This window comes from Methanorbis rubei, assembly GCF_032714495.1.
Taxonomy (GTDB): domain Archaea; phylum Halobacteriota; class Methanomicrobia; order Methanomicrobiales; family Methanocorpusculaceae; genus Methanocorpusculum; species Methanocorpusculum rubei.
In genome coordinates this window covers 52517-72446 of record NZ_JAWDKB010000006.1, presented here as the reverse complement: position 1 = coordinate 72446, position 19930 = coordinate 52517, and the positions used below count along the sequence as shown (strand labels likewise).

The following is a 19930-nucleotide window of genomic DNA, read 5'->3' as shown; positions in this document are numbered from 1 at the left end:
CTTACGCGGTGTGGTTCTGTGACGTATGGTTTTGCTTGAAATAACCACGGAATGCACGGAAAGATTTCCGAGATAATTTATTCTCTTAAAATATAAAAAATATATTCCGTGCATTCCGGCGCCGCAGGCGTTCTCCGTGCATTTTTGCGAAGCAATGAGCAGGCCAAAGGCATGCGATTTCTTTTTTTCCGTGAAGCTCTGTGTGCTCAGTGCATTCCGTGGTTACTCTAAGTGAGGTCAAGGACAGAAAAATCTCAAACGATGAAACTCATCACAGCGTAACTCCTATAAAAAAAATATTCTTCTTCCGAAGAAGCTTCGCGGGAAGCCACTGCACACTGGCAGCAGCCACCCTTATCCTTCTTCGAACAGCCGCAGCAGCATGACCCCTGCGAAAGATTTCGCTTCAGCATCAGGCCGAACACCAGCAGAATCGCAACCGCCAGCAGCACAAACAGCACCGTCCAGAAAGGATCATCCGAATCCAAGAAGAACACCTCCCTGATAGATGATGAAGGAAACAATCCAGGCAACAACGCACATCATCACAGCTGCCCCAACCGTAATCTTCCACGAGTTCGTCTCCTGCTTAACCGTCAGCATCGCCGCAAGACACGGCATATACAGAAGAATAAACACCATGAACGAGTAGGCGGAAAGCGGCGTGAACACATTCATCAGCACATCGCCCAGAGCCTCCTCGCCCACGCCGAACAGCGTGCCAAACGTTGCCACCACAACCTCTTTTGCAATCAGTCCCATAATAATTGCAATCGCCGCCTCAGGAATACCAAAGCCGAGCGGTGCAAAGATGGGAGCAATCGCAGAACCTATCATGCCAATCACACTCTCAGAAGATCCGTACTCAACACCGAATGGCAGCGAGGCAAGCAGCCACATCAGAAGAACCGCCGGGAAAATAATCACGCCGGCCTTCTTCAGAAACATACCTGCATGCTCAAACGAATGGATGAGAACACCTTTGATTGTGGGAATCCGATACGGAGGCATCTCCAGAACAAATGCCGAAGACTCACCCTTGAAGAGTGTCTTGCGAAGCAGAAGCCCCACAATCAGCGCAACGAGAATGCCCAGCAGATACAGCGAAAACATTACCAAACCCTGCACCTGCGGCACAAAGAAGATGCCGACCAGCAGAAGGTAGACCGGAAGACGGGCCGAGCAGGACATGAACGGCGTCAGAAGAATCGTCAGCAGCCGCTCACGCTCGGTCTCCATCGTACGCGTTGCCATAATTGCCGGAACACCGCAGCCGAACCCAAGCATCATCGGAATAAACGACTTCCCGTGAAGACCAAGTCGGTGCATAATCCGATCCATAATCACAGCGACCCGTGCGAGATACCCTGAGTCCTCAAGAATTGCCAGAAGGATGAACAGCAGGATAATGTTCGGCAAAAAGATCACAACCGACCCGACACCGCTGATGACACCATCGCAGACAAACGAACTCACCCATGCAGGAGCTCCGCTCGCCGCAAGAGCGTCGCCGGCCATTTCAGAAATTGTGCCAAAGATGGTGTCGATCATATCCATGAACGGCGCACCGAGCATGAACACGATCTGGAACACCGCATACATCACCACAAGAAAGATCGGAAAACCGAGCCACTTGTTGGTCACAAACCGGTCGATTCGTTCCGACTGATTTTTTCCTCCCGAGTCTGCATGAAGATTCACCGACTCATGAAGAATGCCTGCGATGTATCCGTAACGCTGATCGGCAAAAACTTCCTGCGGGGTTGTGCCAAAAATTTCCTCGAGATGTTTTCTGGTCTTCTCGATCTCTGCCCTTGCCTCCTCGGAAAAATTTTCCGGAGCTCCATGGATCAGATACTGAATCAGATCCCAGCGGGAAACTTCCGGCAGAATTTTCAAAAGTTCTGCAAGGTGCTGCTCAATTTCGTTTGAGTAGTGTGGAGGGTTCGTGGTCGCCGCAGGTTTTTTCAAAACTTCCTGAATCAGCTGATCCTTTCCGGTGTCATCGATCGCTTCAATTCGCACGACCGAAACACCAAGGGATGCGGAGAGTTTTTTGGTGTCGATGATGATGCCTTCAGCGTCCGCATACCGGTTCATGTTCAGTGCGAGAATCAGCGGGACGCCAAGCTCAATCAGCTGAAGGGTCAGGTAGAGATTTCGTTCGAGATGTGCGGCGTCCACAATATTGACCACGACGTCCGGCTTTTCATGCAGGAGGTACTCAACGGTAATCTCCTCTTCGAGAGATCTGCTGCTCAGGCTGTAGGTCCCGGGGAGGTCAACGATCTCAAGGGTTGTTCCTTCATAGGTTGCCTTTCCTTCTTTTCGTTCGATGGTGACGGTTTTTCCCGGCCAGTTTCCCACATGGTGGCGCATGCCGGTAAGGTTGTTGAAAAGAGTGGTCTTGCCGCAGTTCGGATTTCCAGCGAGGGCGACAATGATTCGTTTTTCGCTCATGCAATCTCCATGAGAATGTTTTTTGCCTCGTTTCTGCGGATCGCAAACTGGCATCCGCGAACGCGGACAATCATGGGGTCGCCAAGCGGGGCATTGCCAAGCACAGTGATGTCGGTTCCCCGGGTGATGCCGAGTTCAAGAAGGCGTTTGGTAATTTCTGCCCCATGTTCAAGGGATGCGACCGTCGCAGAGGAACCGCAGGGGATGCAGTTTAGGGTTACGAGAGGTGATGTCATTTGCATACTACTTTGTTTGCGGTTAGGTTGGTATATTCAGCCGCCTAATTTTATTCGGGAGCGATGCGGCAGCCGAAGATGTTTCGGATTTTTTGAAAACATCCGAAAATTCGCAAAGCAAATGCTCATAATCTTGCGTGAGAAAACTTAGTAGCACATGGATGCGACCCCGCAAACACCACACTGCAAACGCCTTACGATGAAGGAGGAGGATTATCTTGAGACAATCCTCAATGTTTCGGCAGAGAAAGGCTACGCGAAAACACGGGACGTCGCTGACGAGCTGGACCTGTCTCCTCCTTCGGTTGTTGAGATGTTTGCAAAGCTTGATCATAAGAAACTGGTGGTCTACCGCAAATACGAAGGGGTGACGCTGACGGACGCGGGCCGGGCAGTTGCCGAGCAGATCAAGTACCGCCATGATGTGCTGGTGGAGTTTCTCCGTCTGATTGCGGTGCCGGATCAGATTGCTGAGAAGGATGCATGTTTCATGGAGCATGAGCTGAACGCGGCGACGATTCAGAAGATCAAACAGTTTGTTGAGTATGTGGGCAGCACGAAGTCCGCCCATGCAGAGCTGAAGCGGTTTACCGAGTTTTGTAAGTGATTATTTTTTTGAAACGCGAAATAATTATTAAACGCGAATAGCACGAATAGCGCGAATAAAAAATCGCCAATGGCGGTTTTTCAAAAGAAAAAGATCTTCAGTAATTTTTCAGAACAGAAAAAATTGTGTGAAAAATAATTTTTGTAATTTCTTAAAAATCGCCAATGGAAATTTTTCAAAATAGGACTTACACGGTATGAAATAGCATAAGGAAAAGGGATTCTCTGCCCTTGGTTTTATTTGGGGCAACCACGGAACACACTGAACACACGGAAAAAACACAGAATACCGCTTCGCTTACGGAAAACACGGAAAGCCCAAGGAAGTTGGCATCTCAAAACGGTGACATATACCAATACCCGTACACTTAGACTTTCCCGCGAAGCGGTAAGCAGGCCGAAGGCATGCGTTCCGTGTTTACCGTAAGCGAAGCGGTATTCTGTGTTTTTTTCCGTGGAATTCCGTGTGTTCAGTGTGCTCCGTGGTTACTCCAAGCAAGACAGCCTACAGAAAAATCCCAAACAATGAAAATCATCACCGCGTAACTCCTATTCAAAAGAAAAAATTCTCAGTAATTTTACCGAGCTGAGAGAGTTGTATAAAAAAATAATTTTGGTAATATTTTAAAAATCGCCATTGGCGATTTTTTATTCGCGCTATTCGCGTTATTAGCGTTTCATATCTCATCACGACCCGAACCGTTTCTGCGTGTACCGCTGCCAGAGCTTCCAGCACCCAACCGCAAAACCAACCACCGCAATCACCGCAATAATCGCAAACAAGGGATTCATCATCCACAAATTGATGATGAACTGCATACCAACAGCCATCGTCAGCGTTGCAAGAACACTTCCAACAAACACAATCGTCAAAAGAATTCGCGGCGGCACAGACAAAAGTCTGCCGACGATGGTAGTATTGATCGCACTCGAACCCATGAATGGAATGTACATAAACAGAAACAGACCGATCAGCGACAGCCCTTCAATCCAGCGATGCTTCTGGAGAATTTCATTCGTCTTCTTCGTAAAATAGCGGAGAAGTCTGCCGAGCAGCGGAATGCGGAGCAGCAGATCAAAGTTGTAGGCGATAATAACCGCAAGAGCCATGTCACTCGCAACGATACCAAGCGTAATCTGCCACCAGGAAAAACCAAGAGCCATTGCAATGGGTACAATACTCTCCTTGCCAAATCCTGGCATGATATAGGCGGCGAGGCATCCTGCCAGTTTGTAAAACTCTCCATCGGGAGTCGTCAGAAAAAGAAACAGCAGCACTGCACCAAATACTGCCAGAACACCGCCTGACATTATCAGCCGAACGCGAAGGGTAGGCTGATAATACGGAGTAACGGCGTCTTCGGTCATAAAATGCAAACCAAGTATAGGTGTTTAGGGAAGAAAATCTTCCTCATCTGTATCGCAGTCGCATGCAGGATTTTTCGGAGAAAACCGTTTCGTGTACCGGTGCCAGAGAACAGCAAGCACGATAACAGCGACCGCAATCAAAACAATCGCAAGCACCGCATACCATGGATTAACCTGCCAGAGATCCAGAACCGCAGCCGAACCAAAAGCAATCGTGAGGGTCGACAAAATACTGCCGAGGGTCACAATCCAGAACACCGTTATCTTTCGCATGCCAAAAAGCTGGCCGAGAATCGTGGAGTTGGTAGCGCCCGAGCCCTGCAGCGGGATGTACATAAATATAAGCAATCCCACGTGCGACAGCTGTTCAATCCAGGGGCTTTTCTTGCGGACCTTGTTCGCCCCGTCCGTAAACTTACGAATCAGGCCGCCGACAAACGGAATTTTTTGCAGCAGATCAAAGTTCAGCGCAATTAAAAGACAGCTGCAGATGTCCATTAAAATAATGCCTGAGCTGATGAGCCATGCAGGAAACCCGAGGCCCATGGATATGGGAATGATTGTTTCTTTGCCAAACGGCGGCACAAGGTACGCGATGAGAAGTCCCATAATTATCAGAAATCTCTCGCTCGGCTGACCAAGAAGGCCGCCTTCCGGCGGATACACAAACCACAGAAACACAATAAATGCACCGTAGAGAGCGAGCGGACCACCAAGGAATACAAGCCGGCGAAGAATAATCTTTGCCCATTCCTGCGTAGTACGTCCTTCCTCAGCCATAAAAGATACTTATATAGATGGCATGACAGGCATAAAGGGTTACTGGATTGCTGGCAATCCAATATATATTCTGAGAAGTTTTTGGTGATAAGAATTTCTTTCACTCGCGCCCGCATATCTGCGGAAGAAAGGAGTTAGTCTTTCTGAAGGAGACCGAGATCGACATAACGGGCGACAAGTTCGTCATATCCAATTTTACAAGAGACCATTTCTGCAAATTCGGTTTTTGAGAGATAGGTCTGCTCTGCCATCTCCCGCTGTAGTGCATCGTTGATTTCCTGTTTATTGTGGCTCAAATGTGTTGCAATTTCTGATTTCTTTCCATCATGCACAAAGAAATAAACAATATGCTTTGATCGGCCGCGTACTAAAACAAAACCTTTCTTTTTCAGGGCTTTGGTAACCGCATCACATTTTAGTACCGACAAGATATCACGCCCAAACTGCGTCCATCAATTTTTTGCCAAACGTGACCGCCCCTTCAGTCATGGGTTGATGGTCTGTATAAATATCAATGAGATCTGCAAACTGCAGGCGGGCTTCCTCCAGTCCTTCAATGATATCAATGCAGGTTACGAGAATCTTAAACTCGCTATTTGAGAGAATCAGTGTATTATCTTCAATGATGACTTTGAGCGGGATCGGCTTTTTCAGTTTCTTCAGATCATCGTTCACATAAACTGATTTGAGAAACACTGCACCAATACCCTCATCAGACTCTGAAACGGCAACGGTATAGAGAATCGGCTCTAAAATCTCACTGTATGACTCGTTCCCTCGCTTCAAAGAACAGAGCGTCTCTTTTACGCGTGGAGTTACGGAGATGGTAACCGTTGCTTTCTCTGGTTTTTCTCTGGATTCCATCTCCTGCATAATATCAGATAATAGGAAGGGTGAGATAATAGGTTTTGTTATCATGAGAATTTTTGCGTGAAAAATGATTGAACCAGAACAATTCCCTGACACATATATACGAATCCTCACCAATAGAGAAACAATGAAGATCATCTGCAAACCCTACACATCAGATGAAGCAGACAGAGTAACCGAAGTCTGGAACGACATAGTACGGGACGCCAACGCGTTTCCGCAGGAAACAGCGTTCACCAAAAACGAGGCCGACGCATTTTTCAGATCACAGACAGCAACCGTTTGCGCAGTTGTAAACGGCGAAGTTGCAGGATTTTACATACTGCATGACAACAATGTCGGGCGCTGCTCGCACACCGCAAACGCATCCTACGGCGTTGACAAAAAATTCCGCGGATACGGAGTTGGAAAAATTCTTGTCACAGACTCACTGACAAAAGCAAAAGAGTGCGGTTATTTGGGACTTCAGTACAATGCAGTCATAAAATCAAACTACGGAGCAATCACCCTCTACCTCAAACTCGGATTCAATGTGATCGGAACAATTCCGAACGGGTACCGCAAAAACGATGGGACCTTTGAAGATCTCTTAATCTTCCACAAAACACTTTGAAAAAAATTACTGGTTGATGACGCGGGTGTTTCTCCCCATCAGTTTCCCGCAGTGCACTTTTCCCATCACCAGAATATTTTCCCCGTGCACTTCATCAGACACAATTCCCGGGCGGAGCAGCACATTGCCGTTCGACTTGATCACCCGCACGCGGGCGCCGTCGCAGATTGTTACCTGATCAGTATCTGAGATAAGTTCTCCTTCCACCAGACAACCGCGGGAAATAACCGCCCCGTTGCAGGTGATATTGCCGCCGACCCTTGACCCGACACCGAGCGAAAGATTGCCGGTCACCACAAGATCTCTCCAAAACTGAGTTTTCGGAGGCACAATGAAATCCCCGTCGATTTTGACTGACTCCTTAAAATAGGAACCCCGTTCTGCCAGATAGGTCTTGTCCTTTACGAAAACTTTCATCGATACCCCTGTTACGTATAATAACCTTCATTCTCACGGTATTAATAGGTTGCCCATTGCTTGGTTTCCTCACAGCAGCGGAGAAATGATGCCGTACCACAACTCCATCACAAGGAACAGGAAAAGCGCCGCAAACATTCCGTACTTGATCAGACTCGTGGACCGTGCGGCAATCAGTTCAGCTGGAGTTTTGCAGCGGACGGATTTTGCCGCAGCATACAAAATGAACAGATCAATTACTGCAATTGCCGCGAGATACGGAACTCCCCAGCGTGAGTACGGGGCAATGCTTGCGATAATCGCACACACAATCAGGATAACAGAAACGTAACCGCTCTTCTGCACACCAAGAATCATCGGAAGCGTGCGGGCCCCGCCCGCCGCGTCCCCCTCGATATCTTCGGCTGCCTTGAGAATCTCGCGGGCAAGCGTTCCAAAGAAGGTGATCGCAAACAGCGGCAGCGTAACAATAAACGACTCAGGGCCAACAAGAACTCCGCCGAAGAGGAAGATGCTTCCTGAAAGATATGCAACCGAAAGATTTCCAAGCAGCGGTATTTTCTTCAGCTTCGCCGCGTACGCAATCAAAAGAATTGTATTTACCACAGCTATTGCAAGACACCAGAAGTTGGTTGCAAAGCTTACGAGAATACCAACGGCAAACAAAACTCCCGCCCACACCGCAGCATTGTGGGGAGAAAGTGCGCCCGACGGAATCGGGCGGTCGGGCCGGTTGATCGCATCGATATCCCGATCAAAGTAATCATTGAGCACATTGCCCGCACCACAGATTACGGTCACAATCACAAAAAGGGCAAAAGCGGAAAAAACATTGGTTCCTGATGCGATCAAGTAAGCAATGATCGCCGTAATACCGGAAATTACCGCGTTTGCCGGACGAATAATCGTAACGTAGGCGGAGAGGCTCATCAACTACTGTTTTGCTGTAGAACCTGAAAAAGGGAAGGTATCAGACTGCGGGACTCAGGTCATCCCCGCGTCTGATGAATGGGATATAATACAGTTCATGACCGCGAACCGCAAAACTGTACTCGATATCCTGCAGAGTTCCTGAGAGATCGATCTCATGTTTGAGGAAGAGAAACTCTGCATCCTTCTCCGCAGTTTTGGAATTTTTCACCACAGGGTAGTGCGGAGCACGTCTGAAGTCTGAGATCTCAGGAGCTTTCGGCATCGATCTGCTGAACTCAAGATTCCATCCGGCAGTTCGCCTCGGCATCAGGTCTGCGGCACAGACATAGAAGTTGCACAGGCCACGCATCGGTTTTTTGGTGATCCGTAAAAATCCGCCGACCGTATCACAGTGAGTGACGTTGATGTCAGCGTCGATTCTCCAGAACGGAAGGTACACGAGATCTTTGTTCTCAGACTTCGGCGCAAAAATGTGGGGGACAACGTCGCCCACGTCGGTATCCAAAAACTCCATCGTTTTTTTGCATGCCGGACAGAACAGAATGAGGTCAGCCTCTTTTGCTTTCAACGGGGAGCCGCAGCCGCGGCAGAACAGATTTTTTACCAGCAGTGCCATGTTATCGTTTGATCTCCCGGACAGTTTTCTGTCCGAATCCTTTGGTCGAAAGTGATATGCCGCCGGTGAGTTTTCCTTCGGTGATTTCTGAGCCGAATCTGAACATCCAGTAACCGGCAAGCACAAGAATAAGACCCATCACCACACCGCCGAAACCGGCGATGGCGTAGTCGGAGCCTGAGTATAGGGCGTACGCAACTCCTGCTCCTGCGCAAAGTCCGCCGAATCCTGAGCCAAGACCTGCGGCAAGTGCCTGGTAGGTCTGGTCGCCCGGTGCCCGACCGGAGACCGGAGTTCCTGCAACCCCGTCAAGCACGACAAAGTAGTCGCGTTCCCGGTACTGGTACCGAATAATCCAGTATGGGTAGTAGAGGAGCGAGAACTCGCGGGGCACGCAGAATGTTTTGGAAAATGTCAGGGTCTCAATGCCTGACGACGCGCGGCGGTGAGCTTCCATTCTGATGTCGGTGTCTGCCTGATCGTAAGCTTCGTCGCGGGAGGAGGTCGTCTCAAAGACCGGAATATCTCCGTCAGCATACGGCAGAAGTTTTCCATGCGGGTTGGGCGGGACGGCAATACCGAGATCACCGGTCTGGCAGGCGATGACCGACCAGACGTACTCGCTGTCAGAACTATCTTCATGATGCGTGGTATGCGTGTGACCGTCTTTGTCGGTGTGCTCTGAGTAACCGCAGGCAATTGCCTTGCCGGTTCCAATCAGCCGCCAGAACGGAAGGTACATGGGAAATATTTCGGTGATAACAGCAGACGCCGCAAGGTCGCGGGCTTTGGGAAAAGTCCTGAACCATTTTTTCGCGGCAGCTTCCGCAGCGGCTTCGGTAACTTCCATCTTGTACATGAACCGTGTGATGCCCGCATCATCTGCGGTGATCGCAAGAGCAGAGTTGCAGAACGGACAGAACGCAAGTCTGTTTCCTTCGGCAACTTCAATGATTCCTCCGCATCCGGGGCATGAGAGTCCGACGAGAAGGTTTGCGTCGCTCATAATTTTCCTCCTTCAGGAGTTTTCACCACAGCCCGACCGGTGAACATAGCGAGCGCAGCGCCGGCAAAAGCGAGCACATAAAATATCGGCGTTACGGTGAAACCGAGAATGCCGCCGATGAAGGCGAGAAGAAATCCTCCGCCGACGACAAGAGCGTAGGGTGCGGCGGACCGACCGGGAAATCCTGCGGTGTAGACGCGGCCTGAGGTTCCTCCCATCACAGAGGTGTAGTCCACGCCCTGATACCGGTAGTGGAACACGTAGAAAGGAAGGTAGAGCAGTGCCTGCTCTTTGGCGGTTCCCGGGAGATCTGCGAGATAGGTCTCAACGCTTATCTCAGGTGTGATGACTTCAGCTCCTTTGGTGGAGATGGTTGCGTCAAACACTATGACATCGCCCGGCGGAATGATCTGACTCTGGAGTCCGGGGAGTGTTGTTCCTTTTGCCGGTTTGATGATGGATTTTTCCTGGCCCTTGATTGTTCGGCGGAAGAGGAAGACCGGGAAGTAAATTTTTTCGACCGAAGTTACTTCAGCATTCAATTCAAGATCTTTGGCGAGCGAGGGGCCTGCACACCAGCGGCGAAACACTGCACGGGCTTTTTCCTCGTCCAGAATAAAGGGCATGATGTAGTTGAAGATGACACTGCTTCGGTCAATATAGATCACCGTTTGGCAGGAATCGCAGGTGACATACTGTTTGCCGTGTTCGGCACGTACCGGAGCGCCGCATTTCGGGCAGCTGAGTGGCGACATGAGTAGGTTATGTTTGGGCGGGATGTGTGGTTAAGTTGTTGGGTATTTTTGGTGTTGCCTATTAATTCCTGCCTCCCACGAAACGCATGTCTGCGGCCTGCTTACTGTTTCGCAGGAAAACACAAAAATAAAAAGATCACTGAGAGGCGTGAACAACACAGAACCCGAAAACAATTCGTTTCCGTGATGTTCACGTCTGCTCCGTGATGTTTCTGTGAAATTTCCGTGTGCTCCGTTTTTCCGTGGGCGGAGCTACGACGAATGTTAGTTGCCAATAAACAAATTTGTGGGCAAAGCCATAATTTGAGAAAATATTCCACTCGAAACACCTCGCGACCCAAAAATATCACCCTCAATAAACTTCATATTGATATACATAATTTTGGCATTCGTGAGACACCGGCCTGCCTCATCATGAAAAAATTCTGCCTAAACAAGAAGACGTATTAATTCAGATGCCACACTACTACTCAGTAGTACTTCAAACGAGTACAGATACAACAATGGAGATTTCAAATAATGACGCTTGACAGCAGTAGCGGGGATCCTTCAAAAGGAAAAGAGGATAGCGCACTTTCGCTGTCGGAGATGAAGCTGCGGCGGATTTTCTGCCCGGGATGCTTAGAGGAGATGGCAAAAGAGGAGCTTGTTGGAAACAAGTGCCCGCTCTGCGGATACCGGCTTGCCCCCGAAGATCTCGACGAAGAGATCAATGAGGACAGCGACGAAGAACTCGTCTGGATGCTGACACAGAATCTTCAGCGCTCACTGCTTGAGTGGCTGATGGATATGGGAGCAGCGCCCCTTGCAGCATACAGAATTGCATCAAGAGTCTGTGAACGCGAAGACATTCCAACAAAGAGCGGCAAAACAACCGCCTTCACCTTCACCGCACGCATGAGCCCTGAGGAGAAAGTACAGGAAAAACGCTGTAGAATCTGCGGCAAGACCTTTACCTCGGAAGGAAAGAAGGTCATCTCCGGCGACCTCTTTGATCCCGAACCAACAGTTGAGTACTTCTGCAGCGGCTGCCGGCCCCAGAACTAATTTTTTTTATTTTTTTCAATAGGAGTTACGCGGTGATGAATTTCATCGTTTGAGATTTTTTGGTCCTTGACCTCACTTAGAGTAACCACGGAATGCACTGAGCACACAAAGCTTCGCGGAAAAAAATGAAATCGCATGCCTTTGGCCTGCTCATTGCTTCGCAAAAATGCACGGAGAACGCCTGCGGCGCCGGATTCGCATGCCTTCGGCCTGCTCACCGCTTCGCGGGAATGCACGGAATATATTTTTCATATTTTGAGAGAGTAAAAGAGAATAAATTGTCTTAGAAATCTTTCCGTGCATTCCGTGGTTATTTCAAACAAAACCCCATGTCGCAGAACCACACCGCGTAAGTCCTATTTCGAATGAATTATTTTTTGGATTCCGTGATGTTCACGTCTGCTCCGTGATGTTTTTCTGTAATATTTCCGTGTGTTCTGTTTTTCCGTGGGCGGAGCTGCGAAGCAGTAAGCAGGCTCATGTTTAGCAGACGACTCAACGTTATGGTGAAAAAGGCTATCCCTCTGCGCCTCATACTGGTAAATCATATTCATGGGACTCTTTGACCGGATCAAAAAGACCGAAAGCAGCAAAGACACAAAAGCTGCAGAGTCGGCTCGATACTACAGCGACGCAATCTCTTACCTTCGGTACGACCGATACAACGACGCCTTGTGGAGTCTGGACAAAGCAATTACCGCAGACCCAAACAATGCTCCTGCATGGAACGACAAAGGACGAATCCTTGCAAGGTTCGGCAGACGTGACGAAGCAGTTCTCTGCTATGACAAAGCAATAGAACTGCGGCCAACAAGCGCAGTCTACTATCACAACAAAGGCGACACGCTCGCATCATTTGGAGAAAACGAAGCAGCCGACATATGTTTCACCGAGGCTCTGAAGCATGAACCTGACAACGTCGTCTACCTCACGAGCCACGCACGAATGCTTGCCGCCGCGAAAAACTACAAACAGGCGGACGCAGTCATGACCCGTGTCTGCGAACTTGAACCGCGGGCTCCCGAACACTGGTTCAACCGGGCAACAATGCTCTACGAAGCAGGAAAACTCGAAGATGCCATCGCCTGCTACTCAGCAGTCATCGAGATTGCTCCGGGACACGCAGTGAGCTACTTCAACTGCGGAAACGCGTACCGCGAGCTTGAAAATTATGAAAAAGCCGTCTACTACTATGATCGCGCCCTCAAATATGACCGGACCATGACCGGAGCCATGAACAACAAAGGGCTCTCGCTCAGTCTTCTGGGAAAACATCTTGAAGCCTACGACTGTTTCCGCCGTGTGCTTATCGCACTGCCGAAGGCTCCTGACATCTGGTACAACAAAGGCTACGAACTTCTGATGCTTGGCGAAAAATCCGACGCAGTCGAAGCATTCAACACCGCCCTCTCCCACTGCACGGAAAAAGACGCAGAGCTCATCACACGCATTCAGACAGAAAAACACAAAGCCGAAACGGCCTGAAAAAATATTTTTTTATCGGATCAGCTGATATTATCGATGCTGTATCCGCGGGTCGTTAAAAGTTCCTTGACCCGGTCACGGTGGTTGCCCTGAAGCTCAATGGAGTTTTCCTTGACCGTCCCTCCGCAGGCAAGCCGGCCTTTGAGGAACTTGGAGAGATCCTCAAGATCGATTTCATACGGATCAAGGCCGTCAACAACGGTGACCTCTTTGCCGTACCGTCTCTTGCTTACTTTCACGGTGATTCTTTGCTGTTCCTTTGCGACTTCTTCACAAATACAGAGTTCTTTTGGTAAACCACATTTCGGGCAGATGCCACTATTCATTGCATTACTAAGTGGTGCCCGTGAGTTAAAATAGATATTGCTGAATACAACGCAAAACGATCCCCACACAACTGCCGGAATTATCCATGATAATTGAAAAAGTAGTTGTCCAGCTTTTCCCCGCGCTCGACAAACTCCCGCTGTTCCTTGGTCAGCACGAGGTCGCGTTCACGACTCTGCACCGCAGGACAGAATCTGCAAAGCGTTGCGTCAACCTCGCCCTGCACCGCACGGACCGGGCAGTAGTAAACGCCTTCGTGCAGCTCAACCGCGTAGCCGCCCGGAAACGGGGTTCCTACCGGATGAGCGGGAGAGTCTGCGATATACATCGTGTAGGCAGCGATGAGATACTTGAGAACGGCAAGCCGCTTTCCTGTGGTCCGGACCGAGGCATCACGGGCAAACTCCTTCCATGACCCAAACAGACGCATGTTTGCATGAACGTCTGCAAGTTCGGCGGTCATCATGCGGTGATAACCGTCAACAATCTGGACGCGGGCAGAGTCAAGCAGTGCGTCTGCATAATCTTTCGGAACATAGGCAAGTTTCTTCGCATATCTGGCAAGCATCTCTTCCAAGTCATCAGGCGTGAACGAAGCTCCTGCAATCTTCAGCGCAGCAAGCAGCTCGCCTTTGCGTGAGAGGACGCACAATGCTTCCCAGTCAACGCTTCTGGTCACAACCGCCGCTCCTGAGCGGTTCCAGAACCCCACTTATAGCACCCGCTTGATGCTCATACTGACGCGGCTACGGGCATGATCAACCGAGAGGATCATCACGCGAACCTGTTTGCCGACTGAAACAACCTCGGACGGATGCGCAACAAATCTGACGGCAAGCTCGCTGATATGCACAAGCCCGTCCTGATGAACGCCCACGTCCACAAATGCGCCGAACGCGGTCACGTTGGTCACAACGCCGGGCAGCACCATGCCTTCAGTAAGGTCGGTGAGTTCATGAACCGACTGGTCGAACGAGAACTCTTCCTCGCCGGTGATGCGGATGTCGCGGCCCGGGTTTCCCAGCTCATCGATGATATCAGTGATGGTAACAAGCCCGCAGTTTTCGCTCACATATTTTTCCGGCTCGATGCGTTTGAGAAGTTCGGGAGCGCCTGCGAGTCTGCCTGCAGACACGCCGAGGTCTTTTGCCATCCGTTCCACAAGAGGATACCGCTCCGGGTGAACGCCAGTCATATCAAGCGGGTTGTCGCCGCCAATGATCCTGAGGAATCCTGCCGCCTGTTCAAATGTTTTTGGCCCGATCCCAGGAACATTCAGAAGTTCATTCCGGTTTTTGAACGGGCCGTTTGTTGTTCGGTAGACAACAATTTTTTCCGCAAGCGAAGGACCGATGCCTGAGACATAAGAGAGCAGGGAAGCGCTTGCGGTGTTGAGGTTTACGCCGACCGAGTTCACGACCTGTTCCACGATGTCGGCAAGTTTTGCGGCAAGCCGGTTCTGATCAACATCATGCTGGTACTGACCGACGCCCAGGGATTTCGGATCGATCTTGACGAGTTCGGCGAGAGGGTCCTGCACGCGGCGTCCGATAGAGACAGCGCCGCGAAGCGTGATGTCAAGGTCAGGGAACTCACGTCTCGCCTCAGCTGACGCCGAGTAAACAGATGCGCCGCACTCGCTCGTGAGAAGCACAGGCAGCGGCCTGCCGAACGTGATGCCGCGGACGAATTTTTCCGTTTCTCGGCCCGCGGTTCCGTTGCCGACAGCAATGATGTCAACCGCGTGGGTTTTTGAGAGCTGCATCAGCGTGGCTCTGGCGGCTGAAGGGTTGGTCTGCGGATAGATGACGCCGGTCTCAACCACGTTTCCGGTTGCGTCAAGGCAGACGAGTTTACAGCCGGTCCGGTATCCGGGATCAATGGCAAGCACCCGTTTTTCTCCGGCAGGTGCTGCGAGGAGGAGATGGCGGAGGTTATCGGCAAACACAGCGATTGCTTCGGTGTCTGCACGCTCTTTGACGGTGTTGAAGAACTCGCGTTCGAGCGAGGGGAGGATTAACCTTCGGTAGGCATCGGTTGCTGCCGACGCGACCTCGGCTGATGCTTCGCCGCGACCAGTCACCACCTGGGTGTGCAGGGATTTGAGGACGGCATCTTCGGGCGGCGCAAGATGCAGGCGGAGAACGCCTTCGCGTTCTCCGCGCATGACCGCAAGGATGCGGTGTGATGCGGCTCTGGTGACGAGTTCGTCCCAGGCAAAGTATCCGGCATAGACTGAGGCGTCTTCGGCTTTTCCTTTGATGACATCGGACGAAAGGTGTGCGGAGCCTGCAAAGATTCCGCGAATCATGCCGCGGACGTCCGCACTTTCAGAGATCTCTTCGGCAAGGATATCGCGTGCGCCGGCAAGGGCATTTGCTGCGGTCGGCACGGCATCAGAGAGAAATGTTGCGGCAGCAACAGACGGAGAAAGTCGCGGGTCCTGCATTCTGAGGACTGCTGCGAGCGGTTCAAGCCCGCGGTCTCGTGCAACACTTGCACGGGTCTGGCGTTTGGGTCGGAACGGGAGGTAGATATCTTCAATTTCTGCGACGGTATCAGCTGAGAGCAGTTTATTTTGCAGGTCTGCGGTCAGTATTTTTCGTTCACGCAGCGAACTGAGGATGGTGCCGCGGCGGTCATCCACCTGTTTGATGCGAATTAATGCGTCGCGCACTGAAGCGATGGCGACTTCGTCAAGAGAACCGGTTGCCTCTTTTCGATATCTGGCGATGAAAGGAACGGTCGCACCGCCGCCAAAAAGTGATGCAACTGCTGTTACGGACTCTTCAGAAAGTGATAGAGAGTCAGCAACTTTTCGGCAGAGACGAGTTGAACCAGGTCCTGAGGAGAGGATCATATATGGGTATTATTTTGCACAAGGAACGGGATAAAGCTTGACAGCGGGGCAGTTTTGTTCGTAATGCCTGGGTGTTGATCATAAATTCGATTATTGACATATGCTGTTCGATATTGTTCGTTGCTCCGCCCACGGAAAATCGGAGCACACGGAAAACACACAGAAAAAAACATCACGGAGCAGACGTGAACAACACGGAACTCAGATGTAAAATAATAAACGATACTTCCGTGCTGTTCACGTCTGCTCCGTGATGTTTTTCGGTGAAGCTCCGTGTGTTCCGTTTTTCCGTGGGCGGAGCTGATCAATCCCAAACGAATAAAAAAAAGGAACAGCCAGATGGCTGTAGTTATCAGATTATGCCTTCTTTTCCGGCATCGGTTGGGAGTACTTCTTCCAGACCTGCTCGCGGTAGACCGGACCGCTGTTGTAGGTACAGAACGGAATCAGTCTGCCTTCAGGCGTTGCATAGTGGATGCAGCACCGCTCCACACGGTCGGTGTCGTAGTTGAAGCAGTCCATAAAGTGCATAGTTCCAATGAAGAGCGCATTCTTGTGGAACTCACCGATCGAGTCGTAATCGTGCTTGATTAAAGCATCATAAATCATCTTGTTCATATCGATTTTAACGCCGTCAACCTCTTCCTTCTCCACCATTTTGCGCATATTGTTGAGGCCAGAAGCCATCGCAAGATACTTGCCGGTTTTTCCGGTGGTCTTGAACTTCTCAGCCATCGAGCCGACCTCGGTGAGGAACCGATCCACATCGATGAACCGGTTGATCGGAACAAGCTCGTCGTTCTCATTCACAAACCCGTAGGTTGCCGCACCGCAGTGCGGGTGGGCGCAGAACATGATCTGCGGCTGGTTCGTATAGGACTCGATCAGATCACAGACCGCCATCATGGACGGAACCGGATAGAAGTCTGCCTGCTTGATTGCTCCTTTGGTCTGGCTCTCAATGCGTTTTGCCAGGTCAGGAACGGTAACGCGCTCGCGCTCAACATCATCGTTCTTCGCAGCTCCGGTGAATGCAACCGGCTGGAAGTTAATGCCGCGAATAACATCGATATTTTTGGAAGCGAACTTGATGATCTCGCCGACCTCATGATCGTTCTTGCCGTTGATAACGGTTGGAACAAGCACAATGCCGAGATCTGCTTTGCGGCAGTTTTCAATTGCCGGAAGACTGGTCTTCTCCAGAAGCGGATTGGTCTCCTTGGTGACGCCGTCGAAGTGGAGATATACCGTGGACAGTCCTGCGTCGCGAAGCTCTTCGGCAAGCTTCGGGTTCTGGGCAAGCTTGACACCATTGGATGCCATCTGAATCTGCGCAAACCCGAGTTCCTTGGCTTTTCTGATGATATCAGCCAGGTCATCGCGCATGGTCGGCTCGCCGCCTGCAAGCTGAACCGCCGGACAGGGAACCGGCTCCTGACTTCTGAGGAGCTTAAACATGGAAATAATCTGCTCGAACGTCGGCTCATATATATATCCGCAGGCGCGTGCGTTTGCAAAGCAGAACTCGCATTTCAGATTGCACCGGTTGGTGACGTCGACGTTTGCAAGAAGGGTTCCTGATTTGTGGTGAGCGCAGAGTCCGCACCGCTGGGTGCACTCGCCCGGGGTATCGCAGTTCGGATTGTTGACGCCGCGTCCGGAACGGTCATACTGATCGAACCGGTAGTACATCGCCGCGTCTGACCAGTAGAGAGAGCGTGTTTCCCCGTGCTCCGGACAGGTCCGGTGGATCCAGATGGCCCCTTCCTCTTCCGTAACGGTCGCAGGCAGCAGCTTGCCGCAAACAGGACATATGCTTTTTGTTTCTTTGATGATTTTCATAGACCCGCGTATCTCCTTGGGTCTGACGGTTCGTCCGCCAGAATGTAAGTTATTATATCTTTCTGCTTTCTATTAAATAAACTATGGATAGTGTTAACGGATGATTGTGGAGACGGTTCTTGCAATTTTGGCGACGTTTGTCTCTGCGTTCTGGATTATGGTGCCTGCGTATGTGGCAAATGCCGGGGCAGTGCCGTTTGGCGGCGGCACACCGGTTGACTTTGGGAAAAACGCAAAGGACGGGCGCAGATATCTGGGCGACGGAAAGACGTGGCGCGGGCTTATCGGCGGTATTTGTGTTGGTGTGCTGTTTGGTCTTTTGCAGATTTTTCTCGCAACAACATTTCACTGGGACTGGCTGCCGCAGCACACGATTGTGACGATTACAGCCCTTGCAACCGGAGCGCTTCTGGGAGATATGGTGAAGAGTTACTTCAAGCGCAGATCAGGGAAGGGGCGCGGGGAAAAGTGGCCGATCGCAGATATGTATGATCTTGTTGCAGGATCGCTCGTGCTTCTGGCAATCTGCGCATGGCCCTGGGTGATGGAGTACATCACGATCTGGGTCTTTATTGCAATTCTTATCTGGACGCCTCTGCTGCACCGCGGGGCAAACATTATTGGATACCTGATTGGAATCAAACAGGTTCCCTGGTAATTTTTTTGATAGGAATTACGCGGCGGCGAATATTTCGAAACACGAACCACACGAAAAATCACGAAATAGCTAACTCACGAAATATTTCCAAAAACACGAAATTGACTCTTGGATTCAGATTCAATAACTGAATAATTCGTAAGAATTGAAAATAAAGACGATGGTTGGGCATTGTTGTGCCAAAAATCAATTAACAATAATTACTGCATCGAAAATCCTATTTTGTGTTTTTCGTACTATTTTGTGAGTTAGCTATTTCGTGATTTTTCGCGTGGTTCGTGTTTAAAAAATCTCAAAGCGGCATCACATTGAAAAATAACTTTTCTAGGGCTTATGTCACTTGACAGAATCACACCGCGTAAGTTCCCTGACATGGCTTTACCCCAAGCCCGACCAAACCCAAAATTCCACGAACAAAGTTAATGGCTTTTCAGACCAAATGATAAAACTCACACCGTGCAAAACACTGAAGTTATAGCACAACCAACAATACAAGATATTTGATCAGGAGATTTACTGACATCATGGCAAATCCGGTATTAGATCTGTTAATTCAATACAAAGCCGTGGAATTCGGGGATTTTACTCTGGCATCCGGGGCCAAAAGCACATACTACGTTGATGTAAAAACAGCAATCATGCAGCCAGCACTGCTTGGCGAAATTGCAAAAGAGGTCGCAGAACGCTACGAGTTTGAAGTAGTCGCAGGCGTTGCGGTCGGCGGAGTACCGCTTGCAGTCGCAGTCTCTCTTGCAAGTGGAAAATCATGCGCAATTATTCGTGCCGCAGCAAAAGATCACGGCAAAAGCGAGATGGTAATCGGTGACGTCGCAGGAAAACGCGTCCTGTTAATCGAGGATGTAACCACTTCGGGCGGCAGCTCAAAATATGGAGTTGACGAACTGCGTAAAGCAGGAGCAGTAATCGACTCCGTAGTATCGGTTGTCGACCGCGACGGCGGGGCAGCCGCACTGCTTGCAGCTGATGGCGTCGCCCTGCACCCGCTGGTGAAAGCAAGCGAACTGCTGAATCGCTGAAATAAACCCGAAAA

22 protein-coding genes are annotated in these 19930 nt (G+C 50.3%); 6 read left to right on the top strand and 16 right to left on the bottom strand.

Translation table 11 applies throughout. The features are described 5' to 3' along the window. Positions 1-254: 254 nt before the first annotated feature. The 3 genes from McpCs1_RS07545 to McpCs1_RS07535 are packed head-to-tail and all read right to left on the bottom strand — an operon-like array spanning position 255 to position 2696. Positions 255-488 carry a hypothetical protein gene (locus McpCs1_RS07545; RefSeq protein WP_338096649.1) on the bottom strand — a complete coding sequence of 78 codons (234 nt, stop codon included), beginning with the start codon at positions 486-488 and terminating at the stop codon, positions 255-257. Beyond that, on the bottom strand, positions 475-2460 hold the full coding sequence (gene feoB / locus McpCs1_RS07540; RefSeq protein ID WP_338096648.1) for a ferrous iron transport protein B: 1986 nt from the start codon (positions 2458-2460) through the stop codon (positions 475-477). Before feoB ends, McpCs1_RS07545 begins: the two co-directional genes overlap by 14 nt. Next, entirely contained in the window at positions 2457-2696 is a 240-nt protein-coding gene (locus tag McpCs1_RS07535) for a FeoA family protein (protein WP_338096647.1), read from the bottom strand. The genes feoB and McpCs1_RS07535 overlap by 4 nt, the downstream gene beginning before the upstream one ends. Before the next feature lie 157 nt (positions 2697-2853). On the opposite strand from McpCs1_RS07535, the gene McpCs1_RS07530 reads away from it, so the two are divergent. Further along, positions 2854-3303: a metal-dependent transcriptional regulator gene (locus McpCs1_RS07530; protein WP_338096646.1), complete on the top strand. Its 450-nt coding sequence runs from the start codon at positions 2854-2856 to the stop codon at positions 3301-3303. A 686-nt stretch (positions 3304-3989) separates the two neighbouring features. Here McpCs1_RS07530 and McpCs1_RS07525 read toward each other — a convergent pair. From McpCs1_RS07525 to McpCs1_RS07510, 4 genes are all read right to left on the bottom strand, one after another. Then, complete coding sequence (locus tag McpCs1_RS07525) at positions 3990-4670, bottom strand: small multi-drug export protein (protein WP_338096645.1); 681 nt, start codon at positions 4668-4670, stop codon at positions 3990-3992. A gap of 24 nt (positions 4671-4694) precedes the next feature. Next, positions 4695-5450 (bottom strand): small multi-drug export protein, encoded by a 756-nt coding sequence (locus McpCs1_RS07520; RefSeq protein ID WP_338096644.1) that lies wholly within the window; start codon positions 5448-5450, stop codon positions 4695-4697. A 134-nt stretch (positions 5451-5584) separates the two neighbouring features. After that, the gene (locus tag McpCs1_RS07515) at positions 5585-5878 is read right to left on the bottom strand and encodes a type II toxin-antitoxin system HicA family toxin (protein ID WP_338096643.1); all 294 of its coding nucleotides are present in this window, start codon (positions 5876-5878) and stop codon (positions 5585-5587) included. A 4-nt stretch (positions 5879-5882) separates the two neighbouring features. Then, on the bottom strand, positions 5883-6323 hold the full coding sequence (locus tag McpCs1_RS07510) for a hypothetical protein (RefSeq protein WP_338096642.1): 441 nt from the start codon (positions 6321-6323) through the stop codon (positions 5883-5885). 124 nt (positions 6324-6447) lie between these two features. Between McpCs1_RS07510 and McpCs1_RS07505 the strand changes: the two genes are divergently transcribed. Continuing rightward, a complete protein-coding gene (locus McpCs1_RS07505) occupies positions 6448-6933 on the top strand; it encodes a GNAT family N-acetyltransferase (RefSeq protein ID WP_338096641.1) in 486 nt (161 codons plus the stop codon). Between the two features lie 6 nt (positions 6934-6939). Here McpCs1_RS07505 and McpCs1_RS07500 read toward each other — a convergent pair whose 3' ends face one another. From McpCs1_RS07500 to McpCs1_RS07480, 5 genes are all read right to left on the bottom strand, one after another. Continuing rightward, the gene (locus McpCs1_RS07500) at positions 6940-7350 is read right to left on the bottom strand and encodes a bactofilin family protein (RefSeq protein WP_338096640.1); all 411 of its coding nucleotides are present in this window, start codon (positions 7348-7350) and stop codon (positions 6940-6942) included. A 69-nt stretch (positions 7351-7419) separates the two neighbouring features. Continuing rightward, positions 7420-8280 carry a geranylgeranylglycerol-phosphate geranylgeranyltransferase gene (locus McpCs1_RS07495; protein ID WP_338096639.1) on the bottom strand — a complete coding sequence of 287 codons (861 nt, stop codon included), beginning with the start codon at positions 8278-8280 and terminating at the stop codon, positions 7420-7422. Between the two features lie 40 nt (positions 8281-8320). Continuing rightward, the gene (locus tag McpCs1_RS07490; RefSeq protein WP_338096638.1) at positions 8321-8899 is read right to left on the bottom strand and encodes a hypothetical protein; all 579 of its coding nucleotides are present in this window, start codon (positions 8897-8899) and stop codon (positions 8321-8323) included. Between the two features lies 1 nt (position 8900). After that, positions 8901-9905, bottom strand: a complete 1005-nt coding sequence (locus tag McpCs1_RS07485) for a TFIIB-type zinc ribbon-containing protein (RefSeq protein WP_338096637.1) — start codon at positions 9903-9905, stop codon at positions 8901-8903. Continuing rightward, positions 9902-10660: a TFIIB-type zinc ribbon-containing protein gene (locus McpCs1_RS07480; protein ID WP_338096636.1), complete on the bottom strand. Its 759-nt coding sequence runs from the start codon at positions 10658-10660 to the stop codon at positions 9902-9904. The genes McpCs1_RS07485 and McpCs1_RS07480 overlap by 4 nt, the downstream gene beginning before the upstream one ends. A 519-nt stretch (positions 10661-11179) precedes the next feature. Between McpCs1_RS07480 and McpCs1_RS07475 the strand changes: the two genes are divergently transcribed. Together McpCs1_RS07475 and McpCs1_RS07470 are read left to right on the top strand one after the other, a co-directional pair. After that, positions 11180-11707, top strand: coding sequence for a hypothetical protein (locus McpCs1_RS07475; RefSeq protein ID WP_338096635.1), 528 nt, complete (start codon positions 11180-11182; stop codon positions 11705-11707). 552 nt (positions 11708-12259) lie between these two features. Beyond that, complete coding sequence (locus tag McpCs1_RS07470; RefSeq protein WP_338096634.1) at positions 12260-13192, top strand: tetratricopeptide repeat protein; 933 nt, start codon at positions 12260-12262, stop codon at positions 13190-13192. Positions 13193-13212: 20 nt separating this feature from the next. Here McpCs1_RS07470 and yciH read toward each other — a convergent pair whose 3' ends face one another. The 4 genes from yciH to tes all read right to left on the bottom strand — a co-directional run bounded on the left by yciH (position 13213) and on the right by tes (position 18221). Then, positions 13213-13518: a stress response translation initiation inhibitor YciH gene (yciH, locus tag McpCs1_RS07465; protein WP_338093584.1), complete on the bottom strand. Its 306-nt coding sequence runs from the start codon at positions 13516-13518 to the stop codon at positions 13213-13215. Positions 13519-13598: 80 nt separating this feature from the next. Continuing rightward, on the bottom strand, positions 13599-14231 hold the full coding sequence (locus McpCs1_RS07460) for a DUF2115 domain-containing protein (protein ID WP_338096633.1): 633 nt from the start codon (positions 14229-14231) through the stop codon (positions 13599-13601). Continuing rightward, entirely contained in the window at positions 14232-16379 is a 2148-nt protein-coding gene (locus McpCs1_RS07455; protein ID WP_338096632.1) for a Tex family protein, read from the bottom strand. It lies immediately after the preceding gene. Between the two features lie 357 nt (positions 16380-16736). Next, positions 16737-18221, bottom strand: coding sequence for a tetraether lipid synthase Tes (gene tes, locus McpCs1_RS07450; protein WP_338096631.1), 1485 nt, complete (start codon positions 18219-18221; stop codon positions 16737-16739). 100 nt (positions 18222-18321) lie between these two features. Between tes and McpCs1_RS07445 the strand changes: the two genes are divergently transcribed. Both McpCs1_RS07445 and pyrE read left to right on the top strand, forming a co-directional pair. Beyond that, positions 18322-18879 carry a CDP-2,3-bis-(O-geranylgeranyl)-sn-glycerol synthase gene (locus McpCs1_RS07445; protein WP_338096630.1) on the top strand — a complete coding sequence of 186 codons (558 nt, stop codon included), beginning with the start codon at positions 18322-18324 and terminating at the stop codon, positions 18877-18879. Between the two features lie 524 nt (positions 18880-19403). Next, positions 19404-19916: an orotate phosphoribosyltransferase gene (gene pyrE, locus McpCs1_RS07440; protein WP_338096629.1), complete on the top strand. Its 513-nt coding sequence runs from the start codon at positions 19404-19406 to the stop codon at positions 19914-19916. The last annotated feature ends 14 nt before the right edge of the window (positions 19917-19930 follow it).

Coding starts and splice junctions, on each gene's coding strand:
- McpCs1_RS07505 (WP_338096641.1), top strand. CDS start 6,448: ATGAAGATCATCTGCAAACCCTACACATCAGATGAAGCAGACAGAGTA.
- McpCs1_RS07470 (WP_338096634.1), top strand. CDS start 12,260: ATGGGACTCTTTGACCGGATCAAAAAGACCGAAAGCAGCAAAGACACA.
- feoB (WP_338096648.1), bottom strand. CDS start 2,460: ATGAGCGAAAAACGAATCATTGTCGCCCTCGCTGGAAATCCGAACTGC.
- McpCs1_RS07535 (WP_338096647.1), bottom strand. CDS start 2,696: ATGACATCACCTCTCGTAACCCTAAACTGCATCCCCTGCGGTTCCTCT.
- McpCs1_RS07490 (WP_338096638.1), bottom strand. CDS start 8,899: ATGGCACTGCTGGTAAAAAATCTGTTCTGCCGCGGCTGCGGCTCCCCG.
- McpCs1_RS07500 (WP_338096640.1), bottom strand. CDS start 7,350: ATGAAAGTTTTCGTAAAGGACAAGACCTATCTGGCAGAACGGGGTTCC.
- McpCs1_RS07525 (WP_338096645.1), bottom strand. CDS start 4,670: ATGACCGAAGACGCCGTTACTCCGTATTATCAGCCTACCCTTCGCGTT.
- McpCs1_RS07520 (WP_338096644.1), bottom strand. CDS start 5,450: ATGGCTGAGGAAGGACGTACTACGCAGGAATGGGCAAAGATTATTCTT.
- tes (WP_338096631.1), bottom strand. CDS start 18,221: ATGAAAATCATCAAAGAAACAAAAAGCATATGTCCTGTTTGCGGCAAG.
- McpCs1_RS07510 (WP_338096642.1), bottom strand. CDS start 6,323: ATGCAGGAGATGGAATCCAGAGAAAAACCAGAGAAAGCAACGGTTACC.
- pyrE (WP_338096629.1), top strand. CDS start 19,404: ATGGCAAATCCGGTATTAGATCTGTTAATTCAATACAAAGCCGTGGAA.
- McpCs1_RS07445 (WP_338096630.1), top strand. CDS start 18,322: ATGATTGTGGAGACGGTTCTTGCAATTTTGGCGACGTTTGTCTCTGCG.
- McpCs1_RS07495 (WP_338096639.1), bottom strand. CDS start 8,280: ATGAGCCTCTCCGCCTACGTTACGATTATTCGTCCGGCAAACGCGGTA.
- McpCs1_RS07455 (WP_338096632.1), bottom strand. CDS start 16,379: ATGATCCTCTCCTCAGGACCTGGTTCAACTCGTCTCTGCCGAAAAGTT.
- McpCs1_RS07480 (WP_338096636.1), bottom strand. CDS start 10,660: ATGTCGCCACTCAGCTGCCCGAAATGCGGCGCTCCGGTACGTGCCGAA.
- McpCs1_RS07530 (WP_338096646.1), top strand. CDS start 2,854: ATGGATGCGACCCCGCAAACACCACACTGCAAACGCCTTACGATGAAG.
- McpCs1_RS07475 (WP_338096635.1), top strand. CDS start 11,180: ATGACGCTTGACAGCAGTAGCGGGGATCCTTCAAAAGGAAAAGAGGAT.
- McpCs1_RS07485 (WP_338096637.1), bottom strand. CDS start 9,905: ATGAGCGACGCAAACCTTCTCGTCGGACTCTCATGCCCCGGATGCGGA.
- yciH (WP_338093584.1), bottom strand. CDS start 13,518: ATGAATAGTGGCATCTGCCCGAAATGTGGTTTACCAAAAGAACTCTGT.